Origin of the sequence: Cupriavidus sp. OTU4054, assembly GCF_038440175.1 — a bacterium.
Taxonomy (GTDB): Bacteria; Pseudomonadota; Gammaproteobacteria; order Burkholderiales; family Burkholderiaceae; genus Cupriavidus; species Cupriavidus pauculus_D.
On the sequence record NZ_JASATF010000008.1, the window covers coordinates 59,128 to 76,504 of the forward strand.

The 17,377-nt window shown below is 68.1% G+C and carries 9 protein-coding genes; all 9 read left to right on the forward strand.

Annotated elements, in window-relative coordinates:
• Positions 1-49 precede the first annotated feature (49 nt).
• A complete protein-coding gene (locus AAHB16_RS11945; protein WP_342050958.1) occupies positions 50-9,325 on the forward strand; it encodes a hemagglutinin repeat-containing protein in 9,276 nt (3,091 codons plus the stop codon).
• A 249-nt stretch (positions 9,326-9,574) separates the two neighbouring features.
• On the forward strand, positions 9,575-10,828 hold the full coding sequence (gene urtA / locus AAHB16_RS11950) for an urea ABC transporter substrate-binding protein (protein ID WP_150372327.1): 1,254 nt from the start codon (positions 9,575-9,577) through the stop codon (positions 10,826-10,828).
• Between the two features lie 165 nt (positions 10,829-10,993).
• The gene (gene urtB, locus AAHB16_RS11955) at positions 10,994-12,601 is read left to right on the forward strand and encodes an urea ABC transporter permease subunit UrtB (protein ID WP_446718087.1); all 1,608 of its coding nucleotides are present in this window, start codon (positions 10,994-10,996) and stop codon (positions 12,599-12,601) included.
• On the forward strand, positions 12,601-13,815 hold the full coding sequence (gene urtC / locus AAHB16_RS11960) for an urea ABC transporter permease subunit UrtC (RefSeq protein ID WP_342050960.1): 1,215 nt from the start codon (positions 12,601-12,603) through the stop codon (positions 13,813-13,815). The genes urtB and urtC overlap by 1 nt, the downstream gene beginning before the upstream one ends.
• The gene (urtD, locus tag AAHB16_RS11965; protein WP_150372325.1) at positions 13,812-14,660 is read left to right on the forward strand and encodes an urea ABC transporter ATP-binding protein UrtD; all 849 of its coding nucleotides are present in this window, start codon (positions 13,812-13,814) and stop codon (positions 14,658-14,660) included. The genes urtC and urtD overlap by 4 nt, the downstream gene beginning before the upstream one ends.
• Before the next feature lie 2 nt (positions 14,661-14,662).
• Positions 14,663-15,355 carry an urea ABC transporter ATP-binding subunit UrtE gene (gene urtE, locus AAHB16_RS11970; protein WP_150372324.1) on the forward strand — a complete coding sequence of 231 codons (693 nt, stop codon included), beginning with the start codon at positions 14,663-14,665 and terminating at the stop codon, positions 15,353-15,355.
• 95 nt (positions 15,356-15,450) lie between these two features.
• A complete protein-coding gene (locus tag AAHB16_RS11975; RefSeq protein ID WP_342051010.1) occupies positions 15,451-16,347 on the forward strand; it encodes an urease accessory protein UreD in 897 nt (298 codons plus the stop codon).
• A gap of 41 nt (positions 16,348-16,388) precedes the next feature.
• Positions 16,389-16,691 carry an urease subunit gamma gene (locus AAHB16_RS11980; RefSeq protein WP_150372323.1) on the forward strand — a complete coding sequence of 101 codons (303 nt, stop codon included), beginning with the start codon at positions 16,389-16,391 and terminating at the stop codon, positions 16,689-16,691.
• A 27-nt stretch (positions 16,692-16,718) separates the two neighbouring features.
• Positions 16,719-17,348: a HupE/UreJ family protein gene (locus AAHB16_RS11985; RefSeq protein ID WP_342050961.1), complete on the forward strand. Its 630-nt coding sequence runs from the start codon at positions 16,719-16,721 to the stop codon at positions 17,346-17,348.
• Positions 17,349-17,377: the final 29 nt, after the last annotated feature.

Sequence of the window (17,377 nt, forward strand, 5' to 3'; positions counted from 1 at the left end):
GGGTTTTCGCGACATTTCACGGCATGTTCGACAAGCCGTGGAGCAACGCTTGAAACCTACCCCTCGTACTCTTTCCCGCGCAGTCTCCGAGATCGTCTCGCGCGCGGCACACTCGATCCGGCCCGCCGACGTGACCACGATGACCATCGCGGCGGCGTGGATGACGGTGCCGATGGCGCCGTCCCATGCGTCGCAGAGTCCGCCGGCGCTTGTCGCCCTCGATGGCGTGCGGACCCATACCTGGAACCATGGCGTCGCGATGGTGGAGATCGCGCCCCCCAATGCCGCGGGCGTGTCCCACAACCGCTACACCGCGTTCAACGTCGGCCGCAACGGACTGGCGTTCAACAACGTGCCGACCCTTGCCCCCGATGGAAAGCCAATGGACCCCGCATCGTTCGCTGGCTATGTCGACAGGGCGAACCCCGGCCTGACGAGCGCCGCCAGTCTGATCGTGAACGAGGTGGTGTCGGCGGAGCGCAGCACGCTCGGCGGCCACGTGGAAGTCCGCGGGCACAAGGCCGACCTCATGATCGCCAATCCCAACGGCATTACCTGTTCCGGCTGCAGCTTCGAGGGGAGCGACCGCGTGACGCTCACGACGGGCAAGCCTTACTGGGAGGCGTCAGGCGGGCTCGGCGGAGTGGAAGTGACGGACGGCGACATTCTTGTCGAAGGCGGCAACCGCACGAACGGGCTCGACGCGAGTCGCCAGGTCGTGACGCAACTGATGGCCAAGCAGGTCACGTTGAATGGCAGGGTGTACGCCGGTTCCGCGGATCGTGCCGGCGATCTGGCCCTGATCGCGGGCGCCGCACGGATCGATTACCAGGGCCGTTTCGTTCATCCGATCGGCCGGAGCAAGACGCCCAAAGGCTTTGCCATCGACAGCACCGTGCTTGGGGCAATGAGTGCGGACCGGATTTACCTGATGTCCGGGGACAGTGGCATGGGTGTCCGTCTGGGCGGCAGCGTGCTCGCGCGTCAGGGCGTGAGGGTGACCGTGCCGAAGGCCGCGCTCGTGCTCAGACCAGGCGCGCTGGTGGTGTCCGGCGACCGCCTGGATATCAGAGGCGACGAGATGGTGGTGCCGGCTGGCGCGGGATTGATCTCGGCGGGGGCGACGCATATGTCGCTCCGCAGGCTGGACCTGGCTGCGGGCCCCGGCGGCCCTCAGATGCTGGAATACGAATACCCCCGCCGTCTGCCCTGGGACTGGATGCACAACAACGTGCACACGCCGAGTGCGACGCTCCGTATGTCGGAGGGGTCCGAGACGCGCGGAAAAAGCGCAAGCTTGATCGAGTTGCGGGATCCATTCGAGAACAGGGGTCTCATTCATTCCCGCGACAACCTCACGCTGAAGGCGCCTCACATCGTCAACCACGAGAACGCGGCCATCGTTGCGGACCGGCTCCAGTTGTATGCCATGGCGGGCAAGCTCAATCTGCGCGTGCCCGAGGGCGCGTCCGAGGGCGGCGGCGAGCTCACCAATCACGGCACGATCGCCGCCCGTCAGAAGTTGTCCGCAATCGTGAACGGCAGGCTGACGAACACCGGACATATTTCGCAAATGCTGGGCGGGATGATGGTCGGGGCGGATCTGCGGGCCAACACGATCGTCAATCACGGGGTGATCGATGCCACGCGGCTGCGGCTCGTCGCGGGGCAGATTCGTAACGAGGTCAAGGAGGGGGACACGCGTCGGTGGGTCACCTTCGAGCACGAGACGGTAAAGGATGGCAAGGAGCACTACCGCTGGCACGGGCCGACGCGACGGTATCGGTACTACCAGAACTACAAGGCGCAGATGGTCGAATGGCAGGAATATGCGGCCCCGAAGCGGAGCAAGTCGCCGAAGATCCTCGCGAGCGATAAACTGTGGCTGAATTTCTCGGATCTGCGAAATATCGGGGGCACCATCTGGGCGGGGAACTCGATCCTTGCGCAAGGCTTTACCGCGACCCGCGACAACACGGGGAGCCTATTCGGTAGCAGAGGGATCTACGACGACGTGGGCAATCGTTTCGTGCTCAAGGGCGCGACGCTGACGAACGACGACCTCGCGCTCGAGACCCGGCTGTCCTGGAAACATACCACCAAGACACGGCGCGATTACTGGGTCTCTTACGGCATTCTCTTTAAGGACATGGAATGGAGGATGTGCGGGGGAAGCTACGGTCCGCCGGATGATATGTGCGCGTATCAGGGCGAGGTCATGAAGAAGGTGAAAAGTACCTTCGAACATGGCTACAACGCTGGCATTCGCGCGAGCGTTATCGCGGGGGATGGGTTCGCGATCACCAATCGTGGCGCAAAGACGTCGGCGATCGACGATGTGCTCGCGCCCGAATCGGAGCAGTCGCAGAACAAGGAGGACGCGACGCGCAAATTGGCGGTGAAGTGGCAGATTCCGTTGGGCCTGACCGCGGGCTCCAGTTTCTTGACCGCGCGCTACGTGAAGGTGCTTTCGGACGGCGGCGAATACTGGAGGCCGAGGTATCCGTGGAACCCGCGTTCCCTGCAGTTGCCGCCTGTGCCGCCGCCCAACGACGGCTCGGGGGGCGGCACTGCCGATGGGGGTTCCGGCGGCGGACCGAAGTCCGACGGCGGAAAGTCCGATGGGGGGAAATCCGATACGGGGAAATCCGATACGGGGAAATCCGATGCGGGGAACGCCGATGCGGGGAACGCCGATGCGGGGAACGCCGATGCGGGGAAAGCCGATGCGGGGAAATCCGATACGGGGAAAGCCGATGCGGGGAAAGCCGATGCGGGGAAAGCCGATACGGGGAAAGCCGATGCGGGGAAAGCCGATACGGGGAAAGCCGATGCGGGGAAAGCCGGTGGCGGAAAGTCCGATGGGCAGTCCTCCGACGGAACGACGTACAGGGCGGAGACCTTGGCAGAGCAGATCACGAACGGCTCGAACCCCAACGGCTCCATCGCCAATATCTCGAACGCCAACGGCTCGAACGCCAACGGCTCGAACGACAACGGCTCGAACGACAATGGCTCGATCGCCAACGGCTCGAACAACGCTGGCTCGAACGACGCTGGCTCGAACGACAATGTCTCGATCGCCAACGGCTCGAACGACCTTCAATCGGGCCCCGACGAACGCTCGTCCACGCCAGCACCGCACGGCGACGCGCCGCCCAGCGATCTCGTGACCAGCAGAAACCTGATACTGGGCCTGGGCCTGGATCCGGCACAGGACCCGCGCTCTGGCGACGCCTGGCTCGAACAGACGCTCGTGCGCGAGCAGATGGCCGAACTGACGGGCCGGGGCGTGCTCTCGCAGTACGAGAATGCCAACGAGCAGATGCGCGCCCTGATCGGCAACGCGTTACGCGATGCGCACCGGCTCGGGCTCGTGCATGGCGAAGCGTTGACTGCCGCGCAGGAACGCGGGCTCGCCGGCGACATCGTGTGGATGGTACGCACGGACGTCAATGGCATGTCGATGATGGCGCCCGTCGTGTACCTGTCCGCGGCGACGCGGGCCCGCACGCGGGGATCGGCGACCATCGAGGCCGACATGATCGACCTCGATACCGATGGCGTCCACAACGAGCACGGCGTTATCTCGGGCGCGACTTCGGTGACGCTCAGGGCCAGGGGCAGCATCGTCAATCGCTCGGGCGAGATCCGCGGCGGCACGGTGGATCTGCAATCGGACAAGGATATCGAGGTGACGGGCGGCACGATCGCGTCCGAAGGCGACACCAGGCTGTCCGCCGCCGGCCGGCTGGTCCTCGACACGACGTCCGAGCGGACCACGCACGCGACGACCACGGGCACCGCCGGAACGACTTCCACGTCGATGCGCACGCATTCCGTCGAAGAGACCCGGCACACCCGGCCGTCGCTGCAGGTGGGCGGGAACCTGCGCGCGGACAGCGGCAGGCAGACGACGCTCGCGGGCGCGCAGGTCAGGGTGCGTGGCAATGCGGACCTTCGCAGCGATGGCGATCTGCGCATCGTCGGCCGTACCGACAAGACCGTCGAACGCACGGTGAGCCACGAGAGCGGCTACGGCATCAACGGCGCGCTGTTCGACGCGACCGACACGGTCGGCGAGTCGGTCTCGGGCAGGCATGTCGGCAGCACGATCGACGTGGGTGGCCGTGCCGGCATGCAGGCGAAGGGCAGGCTGACGCTACAGGGCGCGGACGTCAAGGCGGGCGGCGACGCGGACCTGCGGGCCGGCAGCATCGATGTCGTGGCCGCGCCCAACACATCGACGTCGGCGGTGACGACGGCGCGCCGCAGCATCCTGCGCCTCGGGGGCACCACGCATGCGAGGGCGAACGCCGGCGCCGGATCGGGGGCGCACCGGGAGGGCCGTGGAGTCTGGCTCGGCGCGAATGCGGCCGCGAATGCCGGCGCGGAGGGCACGTTCGAACTGTTCGCCGACAGTACGCGGAGCGGGACCTCGCGCAAGGTCGTTCATCGGGGCTCGGCGATCGAGGCCGGTGGCGCGCTGCGCGTCAAGGCGGGCCACGACGTGAGCATCGAGGGGTCGCGACTGGCGTCCGGTGGCGATATGCGGCTCGATGCGCGCAACGTCTCGGCGGTGGCCGCCGAGGATGTCACGGCCAACACCTGGAGCCGCCGCGACGCGGGCATCGGCTATTACGCGTCGGCCAGCGCGGGTGCGCAGGCCGGTATTGGCGCGGCGCCATCGGGCGAGCAGCCGGGCGGGCTGCCCGCGGCCCACGTGAATGCCGAGGCCGGATGGCAGTGGCGCGAGGCGCGTCAGCAGGGGACCGAAGGCGGTTCGACCGCGGTCACGTCGTCGATCGCCGCCGGCGGCGATCTCGTCCGGCACGCGGGCGATACGCTGCGCGATGTCGGCACGGCGGTGTCGTCGGGCGGCAGCCTGACGCAGTCGGCCGCGACGATCGTGAGCGAGGCCGCGCGAGATACCACGTACCGGACCACGAGGTCCGGCGATCGCAGCGCGCGCGTGGGTGGGTATGCCTCTGCGTCGGCGGGCCTGCCTGCGGCCGTCGAGCCCGGGCAGTCGGCCAGCACGCTGAGCTCGGGCGTCGGCGCGGGGGCGGGGCTCAAGATCGACTATCGACAGTCGTCGGGGCAGGATGTCGCGGCGACGGAGACAGCGGTGGTGTCGTCGATGCGCGCGGGCGGAGACGTGTCGACGGCCTCGTCGGGCGAGACGCGACTGGTGGGCACGCAGGTCGAGGCGAAGGGCGAGATCGACGTGCGCGCCGGGTCGGTGAAGCATCTGGCCGCGTACGACACGCATGCGCGTTCGCAACAGTCGGCGGGTACGGGGGCGACGGTCCAGATCGATCTGGCGAGCCCGGGCGTCGGGGTATCGGGCGACCATGCGACCGCGCACGCGCATGACAACGGTCGCGGCGTGCAGGTGGGCCGGATGCACGCGGGCGGCAACGTGTCCGTCCGGGCGACGGGCGACGCCACGCTCGAAGGCACGACGATCGAGGGGGGCGCGGTGACCATCGCGGCCGGCGGCGATCTTGCGTTCCAGTCGGCCCGCGTGACGCGCGACACTGGCGATGCGAGCACGGCCGCGAACGGCGGTGTCTCGATCGGTACCCAGTCGTTCGGCGTCAGTGCCGGGGTCAATGTCTCGCGCGCGTCGACGAGCGATGCGCGCGATGTGGCGGGTGGCGTGGTCGCGCGCGACGGCGCGGTCGATATCGCCAGCGGCGGCGACGCGCGATTCGCCGGCACGTCGTTGTCGGCGGCCACCGACGTGCGCGTCGCGGCGGGTGGCGATGTCACGTTCGATGTGGCGCGCGAACGCGAGAGCCGTGATGCCACGCAGTTCAATGCGAGCCTCGATATCGGCCGCGTGAAGGTGGGGGCGGGCGCGTCGACGGGCGTGGGGTCGCCGGGCGCGTTCGTGGGACGCAGCACGTACGCGCGCGAGCAGGAGACGGGCGCGCGGATTCGCGGCAGCAGCGTGCATGTGGCGTCCGGTGGCGACACGACGCTGATCGGGACGACGGTGGATGCGGATCAGGTCGATTACGCGACGGGCGGCGTGCGGCGGGAAGTGGCCGCGGCACCGGTGAAGATCACGGCGTCCGTGGTCAATGTGGGGCTGCCACCGGCGATCCGACCCGCGCGCGCCCAGCGGCGCCCGCACCAGCCGCTCGCTGGGCCCACCGGGCGCACCGGGTCCAACGCGCATGCCGGTCACGCCGTGGCCGCCCGGCACGCGGGGCAGGTCGAGCACGTCGAGCACGTCGCGCGCGCGGGACACTCGGGCGACGCCGGCAAGACGCCTTACGACAGCCGCGTCGTATTCGCCCTGGGCGATACCCCGACCGTCGACCGCGCCGCGCGGCACGTCGCGCAAAAGCATCCTGGCACGCGCGTCGTGCGTGTGGCCGCCAGCGAGGGGGATCACGGCGCCGTGCCCGATCCCCTGCCGCCCGACGGCCTGAAGGGCCATGTCAAATTCACGATGGTGGGCCACGGCGACGCCACGCACGCCACGCTCGGCGGCCTGTCGCCCGAGCGCCTTGCCGGGTTGGCCCGCAACCGCATGCGCGCGAACCCCGACGCCACGCTGGGCAAGCTGAACCTGCTCGGCTGCGACAGTGCGTGCCTGACCGCGCGTACGACAGCCGCGCTCGCGGCAGGGCAGCCGCACACGGCCACCCGCGTCACGGGCGAGACCGGCGAGGTGAAGGTGCTCGCCAGCGGAAAAAAAAAGACCTTACCCATGAACACCGCGGATCCTGACGCGCTGGGCGGCGCGGCGCCCACGATACCGGTCCATCATCACCGCCTTTATGACGAGTCCGATCTCATGTCGGGCGACAAGGCGCGAGAGGACTGGCAGACCACGCAGCAGCAGATGATCGCGCAACCGCGTCCCTTGTTCGATATGCGCGAGCGGCGGCAGCTCGAGCGCCTGGCGGCCGGCGCGCCACCCGAAGGCGACCGGCCGCTGACCCACCTCCTGGAGACGGTGGCGAGGCTGCCCGATCATCCGGGTACCGCTTATGGCGCGTACAGAATGCCCCGGGGCGTGTTCGGCCGCATGGTGCGGGAAGGGGACGTCGTCGGTGGACCCGCCATTCACGCGATGGCATCGAAGGGCTATGCGCAGGAGGCGATGCTCCACCATGGCGCTGCGCCAGACAACAGGCCCGATCGCCAGTCCGTGTTGATGGTGTTCGACGGGCAGCCGGCAAAGTCGCTCGCGCCGTTTTCGCCGTATCAGGGGCCCGACGCCCGGACGGAGGTCTACTATCCGCCGAATACGCGAATGACGGTGCGCGACATCCTCGATACCGCGCATGGCACCTATGTCTGGCTGGACAAGCCGGCCGCGGGCACCTCGACGGGTGTCGCCAGGCATCTGCTGACGGGCGAGCCGATGCCCGACTACGATCACCGCGTGGTGATGCCGCTCGACGACAGCGGCAAGGTCTTGAACGCAGCCCAAAGCCTGCGCCACAAGCATGCGGCGACCATGCTCGTGCCGTGGTCCGGGCGCGGCGACGCCACCGGCGCGGGAGGCCGGCACAAGTACAGCCTCGTCGGCGAATGGGACCCCGGCACGCAGACATTGAGCGGCCGGCCGATATCGGCACTGGCCGACGCGGTGGCGCCGCTCGCGGCCAATGCGGACACCTGCAAGGTCAGTCTGGTCGGCTGCCACTCCGCCGCGCTTGCCGCACCGCTGCGCGATGCGCTGCGCGAGCGCGGCGTCGATGCGGAGGTGACGGGCAGGGACGGGCGTGTCAGGGTGAGCGACAGGGGCCGCAAGCATACGGTCCGGCACGACGACACCGAGGCGTTGGGCGGGAAGGCGGTTCCCCGCCGCGCGCGCCACGAGGTCTCTTACGATCCGGCCGGCGCGGCGCGTGCCGACCGCGCCGAACGTGCCGAACGTGCCGATATGCCGGCCGCGGTCGCGCGAGGTGCTGTGTCGCGGCCGCAGCGCGCCGCCCGGCATGCCACGGGGCCGCGGCGCATGTTCGACGAGATGAAGCAGGCGATGACCGCATATGCCGCGCACAACGAACGCGAGGTCGTGCGCCACCGCGCCATCGACGACGCGAAGATGCGCGTGGCCCCGCGTGTCTTCGCGAACCGCGACGCCTACGATCCGGTCGCCATTTTCGCGAAGCTGCCCGGCGCCTACAACGATAGTCTGCGCGGCACGGGCGCGGGGCCCGTGACGCGCGACGTGCATGCGCTCGCGGCCGCGTTGCACGCGCTGCCGCCGACGCCCGGCGTATCGTACTTCGCCACGCGCACGCCCGCGCTCGCATACGAGCGGCTCGTCAGGACCGGCGATATCGTGACCGCGGACATCTTCCTTTCCACCGATATGGCACTGCCCGACGCGCGCGCCGCGCTCGGCCGCGGCGAGGGCGCCGCGGTCGGTACCGTCGATGCGGGCATCCCGACGCTGTTCCGTATCGAGGGCCGTACCGGCAGGAACACGACGCCGTTCCATGGCGAGGCCAATCCCTCGCTGGTCTACGCACCGGGCACCCGCTTCGAAATCGGCGCCATGGAAAGCGACGGCGGCGTGCGCTATGTGCTGATGCACGAAGTCCCCGCCGGGGCGGCCGCGACGGCGCGGCTTCGCCCGGGCAGGCCCGCCATGGAGCGAGACCTGCTGACGGGCCATCGCAGGACCGAGCCCGGCATGGCGGACGCGATCGCCGCGATCGCGCCGGCCCCGCATTTCGATCCGCCACCGCCCTTGCCCGATGCGGAGGCCGAGTCGCGCGCCCAGCGCTTCGCGCCGCTCGCGCGAAGGTTCTCCGAAGCGGAGCGCCAGTACGAGCAGGCCATGATGCTGCCCTTGCTGCAGGGCGCCGCGTTGCCGTTGACCTCGGGCGCGTCGCGCGGTGCCCGGCAGCCGTCGCGCGCGGATCTGCTCGCATTGCGCGATTTTCCGGGGGCGTCCTATCGCGGCGGCGCCGGTGCGCCCGGCCTTTACGGCCGGACCATCGTCGAGGGCGATATCGTGAGGACGGCGAAGCCGCTCATGCATTCGGCCCTGCTCGCGGACGCCGATCGCGCGTCGAGATTGGCGGGAGCGGCGGCAGAGGCGGGAGCGGGCGGGCCGCGCCCTTATCTGTTCGCGGTCGAGGGCCCGGCAGGGCGCCAGCTGGAGATGCCGCGCGCCGACGGCGGCCGCTTCGGGCCCGAAGTCGTGTTCCCCGCGCGCAGCGAATTCTCGATTGCCGCCATCCGCGATACGCCTGCCCGAACGCTGATCTGGGCCCGGCCATATTTCGGTGCATCGTCTGAGCCGCTCAAGGACATGCACACGGGCGAGACGCTCGATCGGCGCTGAACGCACCACGCAGGAAGTCCGCGCAAGGCCGTTTCAGCGCAGGCGTGGCGCGGTCTGGCGGCGGCTACGCCCCGTTTTCTGGCGCGCGCACGAAAACAGTGCGCGTTGCCGTGATGATGGGCGGCACCATGCTAGTGCGAACCTGAGGAATTGTCACGTCGGCATCGCGTTTTCGCGGTGGCACGCTAGTTGCAGAAGCATCACCCGGGGTGCGTAGTCCCTAACCACATACGAAAACTGGGAGCTGCAATGAAACGACGTGACATGCTGAAGCTGTCGGCGGTAGCCGCCGCGGCGATGATCGGTACCAGCCCGCTGATGGCGCAGTCGAAGGACCCGATCAAGGTCGGTGTCCTGCATTCGCTGTCGGGCACGATGGCCATTTCGGAAACGTCGCTCAAGGACGTGGCCCTGATGACCATCGACGAGATCAACAAGAGCGGCGGTGTCCTGGGCCGCAAGCTCGAACCCGTGGTGGTGGACCCGGCCTCGAACTGGCCGCTGTTCGCGGAGAAGGCACGTCAGCTGATTACCAACGACAAGGTCGCCGTGACGTTCGGCTGCTGGACGTCGGTGTCGCGCAAGTCGGTGCTGCCGGTCTATGAAGAACTGAACTCGCTGCTGTTCTACCCCGTGCAGTACGAGGGCGAGGAAATGTCGAAGAACGTGTTCTACACGGGTGCCGCGCCGAACCAGCAGGCCATCCCCGCCGTGGAATACCTGATGAGCAAGGAAGGCGGCGGCGCCAAGCGCTTCTTCCTGCTGGGCACGGACTACGTGTACCCGCGTACGACCAACAAGATCCTGCGCGCGTTCCTGAAGAGCAAGGGCGTGGCCGACAAGGACATCGAGGAGGTCTACACCCCGTTCGGTCATAGCGACTACCAGACCATCGTCGCGAACATCAAGAAGTTCTCGCAGGGCGGCAAGACGGCCGTGATCTCGACGATCAACGGCGACTCGAACGTGCCGTTCTACAAGGAACTGGGCAACGCCGGCCTGAAGGCCAAGGACGTGCCGGTGGTGGCGTTCTCCGTGGGCGAGGAAGAACTGCGCGGCATCGACACCAAGCCGCTGGTGGGCCATCTGGCCGCATGGAACTACTTCATGTCGGTGAAGAACCCCGAGAACGAAGCGTTCAAGAAGAAGTGGGCGGCATGGGTCAAGGCGAACAACCTGCCCGGCGGCGACAAGCGCGTGACCAACGACCCGATGGAAGCCACCTATGTGGGTATCCACATGTGGGCACAGGCGGTCAAGAAGGCCGGCACGACCGATCCGGACAAGGTGCGCGCCGCGATGTACGGCCAGACCTTCAAGGCACCGGATGGCTTCACGCTGACGATGGGCGACAACCACCACCTGTACAAGCCCGTGATGATCGGCGAAGTGAAGGCCGACGGTCAGTTCAACGTGGTGTGGAAGACCGCGAAGCCGATCCGCGCGCAACCGTGGAGCCCGTTCATCTCGGGTAACGAAGGCAAGCCGGACAAGGTGATGTAAGCACCGGGATTTCCGTCATCCGGATAGCGCAGTACCCCCTCTCCCCGCGGGAGAGGGGTCCTCATAAAACCAGACGCGAGTATCGACGTACACGAATCGCGCCACGCCCAAAGACACTCCGCCAGCCCTATGCCATCACCCATATTCCGATCATGGCTCCGCGCCATGCTGGCAGCGCTGCTGCTCACGTCACTGTGGGCGGCGCCGCTCTGGGCCGCACCCCTGACGCAGGCCGATCTCAAGCCGCTTGCGGAAGACGACTTCGACGCGAAGACCGCCGCGGTGACCGCGCTGACCAAGGCGCCCCCCGAGCAGGCCGCTCCGATCCTCAAGGCCCTGCAGGACGATGCGCTGCAGTACGCGCCGTCGGTGGGCATGGTGCGGCAGGACGGCGACAAGTTCGTCGATGCGATCAGCGGCAAGCCCGTGACCGTGAAGCAGGACGATCTGGAATCGCTGACGCTCAACAACAGCCTGCGCACGCTCGTCGATAGCGCGGCCAGCAGCCTGCAATTGCAGTCGCCCGATATCGCGGTGCGCACGCAGGCCATCAACACGCTGTTCGACGCGCCCGAGAACGCCTCGCAAGAGGTCGTGGCGGCCGCGCGCAAGGCCGAGGCCGATGCGGGGCTGCGCGCGCGCCTGGACGTGATCTGGGCCAACACCGTGCTGGCCGAAGGCGCCGATGCGCCGCGCGATGCCAGGCTCGAAGCCATTCGCATTCTCGGCAAGGACAGCAATCCGCAGAGCCGCCAGAAACTGGCGCCGCTGGTCGAGAAGGACGACGCCGGCAAATACCGCGAGCCCGACGCCGACGTGCGCGTGGCCGCGCAGCAGACGCTCGACGCGCTGCGCAGCGACCAGCGCCGCGCCGAACTCGTGGGCAACCTGTTCGCGGGCCTGAGCCTCGGCAGCGTGCTGCTGCTGGCCGCGCTGGGCCTCGCCATCACCTATGGCCTGATCGGCGTCATTAATATGGCGCACGGCGAGTTCCTGATGATCGGTGCCTACGCGACCTATGTCGTGCAGACGCTGTTCCGCGCCTATGCGCCGAATGCGTTCGACTGGTATCTGGTCGCCGCCTTGCCGGCATCGTTCCTCGCGGCGGCCGTGGTCGGGTTTGCGCTCGAACGCATCGTCCTGCGCCACTTGTATGGCCGTCCGCTGGAGACGCTGCTGGCCACGTTCGGTGTCAGCCTGCTGTTCCAGCAGGCCGTGCGCACGATCTTCGGCGCGCAGAACGTCGAAGTGGCCAACCCGGTCTGGATGAGCGGCGGCATGGAGTGGCTGCCCGGCCTGGTGATTCCGTACAACCGCGTCATCATCATCCTGTTCGCGCTCGCGGTGGTGGCCATTGCATGGGGCGTGCTCAACCGCACGCGCCTGGGCCTGTTCGTGCGCGCCACCACGCAGAACCGCACGATGGCGGCCTGCGTCGGCGTGCGCACGTGGAAGGTGGACAGCTATGCGTTCGCGTTCGGCGCCGGCATCGCGGGGCTTGGCGGCTGCGCGCTGTCCCAGATCGGCAACGTCGGTCCCGACCTCGGGCAGGCCTACATCATCGACTCGTTCATGGTGGTCGTGCTCGGTGGCGTGGGCCAGCTGGCCGGCACCATCGTCGGCGCGTTCGGCCTCGGCATCATCAACAAGTTCATCGAGCCGTTCTATGGCGCGGTGCTGGCCAAGATCTTCGTCCTGGTGCTGATCGTCCTCTTCATCCAGAAGCGGCCGCAGGGACTTTTCGCGCTCAAAGGGCGCAGCGCGGAGGCATGATGACGAGCTTTCAATCCAAATCCGCCGCGGGGGGCGCGCCGTTCCGCCTGTCGGTGCCCGAGCGCCAGCCGCTGTTCTCGCGCCGCGTATGGGTCGCGCTGGTCGTGCTGACGATCGTCGTGGCCATCGGCGTGCCGGTCTGCGCGCTGCTCGTGCCGGAGGGCCACCCGCTGCATCTGTCGGCTTACGGGCTCACGCTGGTCGGCAAGATCATGTGCTTCGCGCTGGCCGCGATCGCGCTGGACCTCGTCTGGGGCTACTGCGGCATCCTGAGCCTCGGGCATGGGCTGTTCTTCGCGCTCGGCGGCTACGCGATGGGCATGTACCTGATGCGTTCGATCGGCCGCGAGGGCGTGTACAAGAGCGATCTGCCCGACTTCATGGTGTTCCTCGACTGGAAGGAACTGCCGTGGTTCTGGCACGGCACCGAGCATCTGCCTTACGCGCTGCTGCTCGTGATCCTCGTGCCGGGCGTGCTGGCCTGGCTGTTCGGCTACTTTGCGTTCCGCTCGCGCATCAAGGGCGTGTACCTGTCGATCATCACGCAGGCCATGACCTATGCAGCCATGCTGCTGTTCTTCCGCAACGAGACGGGCTTCGGCGGCAACAACGGCTTCACGGACTTCAAGCGCATCGCCGGCTTTGCCGTCGCCGCGCCGGAGACGCGCACGGCCTTGTTCGTGCTGACGTTCTTCGCGCTGCTGGCCGGGTTCATCGCATGCCGCTACATCGTGTCGTCGAAGCTGGGCCGCGTGGTGACGGCCGTGCGCGACGCCGAGATGCGCGTGATGTTCTCGGGCTACAACCCGCTGGGCTACAAGCTGTTCGTATGGACGTTCTCGGCCGTGCTGTGCGGCATCGCGGGCGCGCTGTATGTGCCGCAGGTCGGCATCATCAACCCGGGCGAGATGTCGCCCGCCAACTCGATCGAGATGGCGGTGTGGGTGGCCGTGGGCGGCCGCGGCACGCTGATCGGCCCGATCGTCGGCGCGTTCCTCGTGAACGGTGCCAAGACGATGTTCACGGCGTACTTCGCCGAGTACTGGCTGTTCCTGCTCGGCGCGATGTTCGTGCTCGTGACGCTGTACCTGCCCGATGGCGTGGTGGGGCTGTGGCGGCGCCTGTCGGGCCGCCGCACGGCGAAGGAGAAGATCGAGAGCGCCGGGGCACCGGTCGCCGATGACAAGGCCGCACCGGTCCGGAGGGAAGCATGAACGCCGCACTGAACGCAGAACAAGCCGAGAGCGGCGAAACCACGGGCCTCGGCCGCGTGGTGGAGCCGGGCACGATCGACGTCACGCACGGCCCCATCCTCTACGTGGAGGACCTCACCGTGCAGTTCGACGGATTCCGCGCGCTGAACAAGCTCTCGATCTCGATCGATCATGGCGAGCTGCGCTGCGTGATCGGTCCGAACGGCGCCGGCAAGACCACGATGATGGACGTCATCACGGGCAAGACCGGTCCGCGCAACGCAAACGTGAGCGGACGCGTATTCCTCGGCCAGACCATCGACCTGATGCGCATGACCGAGCCCCGCATCGCGCAGGTCGGCATCGGCCGCAAGTTCCAGAAGCCCACGGTGTTCGAGCAGCATCAGGTGTGGGAGAACCTCGAACTCGCGATGAAGGCCGACAAGCGCTGGTGGTCGTCGCTGCGCGCGCGGCTGACGGGCGAGGGCCATCGCCGCATCGAGGAAACGCTGGCACTGACGGGCCTCGAGGACGAGGCTTACCGTCCGGCCGGGTTGCTGTCGCATGGCCAGAAGCAGCGGCTCGAGATCGGCATGCTGCTGATGCAGCAGCCGCAACTGCTGCTGCTCGACGAACCCGTGGCCGGCATGACCGATGAAGAGACCATGCAGCTTGCGGGTCTGCTCAACAGCCTGCGGGGCAGCTGCTCGATGATGGTCGTGGAGCACGACATGGAATTCGTCGCCGCGCTGGCGGGGGAGGCCGGCAAGGTCACGGTGCTCGCCGAAGGCAGCCTGCTGGCCGAGGGCACGCTCGATGCCGTGAAGCGCGACGAACGCGTGATCGAATCCTACCTGGGAAGATAACGATGCTGCAGGTCAACGCACTGAATCAGTTCTACGGCGGCAGCCATATCCTGCGCAACGTGAGTTTCGACGTGCCCGAGGGCAAGCTGACCACGTTGCTCGGCCGCAATGGCGTGGGCAAGAGCACGCTGCTGAAATGCCTGATGGGCGTGGTGCCCACGCGCAGCGGCAGCATCAGCTGGGGCGGCAGTGCCATCGAGAAGAAGGCGCCGTACGAGCGCGTGGCCGCGGGCATGGCCTACGTACCGCAGGGCCGCGAAATCTTTCCGCGCCTGACCGTCGAGGAGAACCTGCTGATCGGCGCCGCGAGCCGCAAGGCACCCGCGGGCGTGCCCGATCGCATCTACCAGCTGTTTCCGGTGCTGCGCACGATGCGCCAGCGTCGCGGCGGCGACCTGTCGGGTGGCCAGCAGCAGCAACTGGCGATCGGCCGCGCGCTGATGAGCGAGCCGAAGCTGCTGATCCTCGACGAGCCGACCGAAGGCATCCAGCCGTCGATCATCCAGGACATCGGCCGCGCGCTGCGGCTGCTCGTCGACGAGTTCGGCATGACGGTGCTGCTCGTGGAGCAATACTACGAGTTCGCGCGCCATCTGGCCGACCACTACGTGGTGATGAGCCGCGGCGAGGTGGTGGCGAAGGGCGTGGGCGCGAACATGGAACAGGATGGGGTGCGGGAACTGATTGCGGTCTGATCCGCACTATCGGTTACCACGATCGCGCGCTATGATGGCCGGCAACGACGGCCCACATGGCGTGCGCCCCGCGCTTGCCCGCACTGTCCTTCCTCATGCGTCATCCCGATTTTCCCTCGACGCTCGTCGCGTCCTCCGCAATGCCCGCCACGTGGCAGGCCAGCCTGCGCCTGACATTCGCCGCGCGCGGCCAGGGCGAGGGCATGCGCACGGCATTGATCGAGCGCCGCCACAAAGGCCCGCTGATGGTGCAGAAGCCGCTCTACCCGGAAGGCGATGCGATCTGCCACGCGGTGGTGCTGCATCCGCCGGCCGGCATTGCCGGCGGTGACCTGCTCGATATCGATATCGCGGTACAACCGGGCGCGCATGCGGTGCTCGCGACGCCGGGCGCCACCAAATGGTACAAGTCGCTCGGCCGCGAGGCGAGCCAGCGGGTGCGCATCGACGTGGCCGAAGGCGCGCGGCTGGACTGGCTGCCGCAGGAGAACATCGTGTTCGACGATGCGCGCGCGCGCATCGGCACCGACGTGCGCGTGGCGCGTGGCGGCAGCGCCATCGGCTGGGACGCCGTGGTGCTCGGCCGCCAGGCATCGGGCGAGCGCTGGTCGCAGGGCGCGCTGTGGCTCGACACGCGCGTCGGTAACGGCGAGCGCCCGCTGTGGATCGAGCAATCGTTCGTCGATGCCGACTGCGCGTTGCGCACCGCGCTGCCCGGCATGGACGGCCTGCCGGTGCTCGGCACGCTGTGGGCCGTGGGCGAGGGCGCGACGGCCGAACTGGCCGAGGCGCTGGCCGAGCGCTGTCCGTACCGTGAAGACCTGCGCGCGGGGGTGACGTGCATGACGTCGCCCGACCAGCGCATGCTGCTGCTGCGCGTGCTGGGCCGCCATATCGAACCCGTGCGCCATCTGCTGATCGACTGCTGGACGCAGCTGCGCGGGCCCATCCATGGCGTGCCGGCGCGGCCACTGCGGCTGTGGGCGACCTGAACCTCAATCCAACGAGACAACAAGACAAAGGAACTCCGACGATGGAACTCACGCCGCGAGAGAAAGACAAGCTGCTGATCTTCACCGCCGCGCTGCTGGCCGAACGGCGCCGCGCGCGCGGCCTCAAGCTCAATTATCCGGAAGCGGTGGCGCTGATCACCGCCGCGATCATGGAAGGCGCGCGCGATGGCCGCACCGTCGCCGAGCTCATGCATGAAGGCACCACCGTGCTGTCGCGCGAGGACGTGATGGACGGCGTGGCCGAGCTCATTCCCGAGATCCAGGTCGAAGCGACGTTCCCCGACGGCACCAAGCTCGTGACCGTCCACCACCCGATTGTTTGATTTTTGTCCGACACCAACGAGAACATCATGACAAGAACCGCTCGCACGCTGGCGCTCGGCGCCACCCTGTCGCTCACCGCCGTCAGCGCCTTCGCGCACCCTGGGCACGAGGCGACCACCGTGGCCGGCAGCTTCTACGCCGGCCTGCTGCACCCGCTGACCGGCGCGGACCACCTGCTCGCGATGGCATCGGTCGGCGTGTGGAGCGCGCTGGCCACGCGCGGCAGCCACGGCCAGCAGCCTGGTGCCATGCAGCTGCTGCGCCTGCCGTTCGCCTTCGTGGCGCTGATGCTCGTGGGCGCCGCGCTGGGCCTGTCCGGCTTTGCGCTGCCCGCCGTGGAGCCGATGATCGCCGCCTCGCTGCTCGTGATCGGCCTGCTGGTCGCGCTGCGCGCGCAATTGCCCGCGGCCGCCGGCATGGCGATCGTCGGCGGCTTCGCGCTGTTCCACGGTTACGCGCACGGCGCGGAGCTGCCGGCCACGGCCGCGGCGCTGCCGACGGTGCTGGCCTACGTGGGCGGCTTCGCGCTGGCCACGATGACGCTGCATTGCGGCGGTATCGGCCTTGGCGCCGTGCTGCGCCGCCATGCGGGCTGGCTCGCGCGCGTCGCGGGTGCCGGCGTGGCGCTGTACGGCGTGGGCCTGCTGGTGGCGTGACGCCTTTCCCAACGAGCAAGGAGCATCGC

What these genes read in the sequence shown, in the direction of transcription:
- AAHB16_RS11975 (WP_342051010.1), top strand. Translation starts at nt 15,451, where the DNA reads ATGCGTCATCCCGATTTTCCCTCGACGCTCGTCGCGTCCTCCGCAATG.
- urtB (WP_446718087.1), top strand. Translation starts at nt 10,994, where the DNA reads ATGCTGGCAGCGCTGCTGCTCACGTCACTGTGGGCGGCGCCGCTCTGG.
- AAHB16_RS11980 (WP_150372323.1), top strand. Translation starts at nt 16,389, where the DNA reads ATGGAACTCACGCCGCGAGAGAAAGACAAGCTGCTGATCTTCACCGCC.
- AAHB16_RS11985 (WP_342050961.1), top strand. Translation starts at nt 16,719, where the DNA reads ATGACAAGAACCGCTCGCACGCTGGCGCTCGGCGCCACCCTGTCGCTC.
- urtE (WP_150372324.1), top strand. Translation starts at nt 14,663, where the DNA reads ATGCTGCAGGTCAACGCACTGAATCAGTTCTACGGCGGCAGCCATATC.
- urtD (WP_150372325.1), top strand. Translation starts at nt 13,812, where the DNA reads ATGAACGCCGCACTGAACGCAGAACAAGCCGAGAGCGGCGAAACCACG.
- urtC (WP_342050960.1), top strand. Translation starts at nt 12,601, where the DNA reads ATGACGAGCTTTCAATCCAAATCCGCCGCGGGGGGCGCGCCGTTCCGC.
- urtA (WP_150372327.1), top strand. Translation starts at nt 9,575, where the DNA reads ATGAAACGACGTGACATGCTGAAGCTGTCGGCGGTAGCCGCCGCGGCG.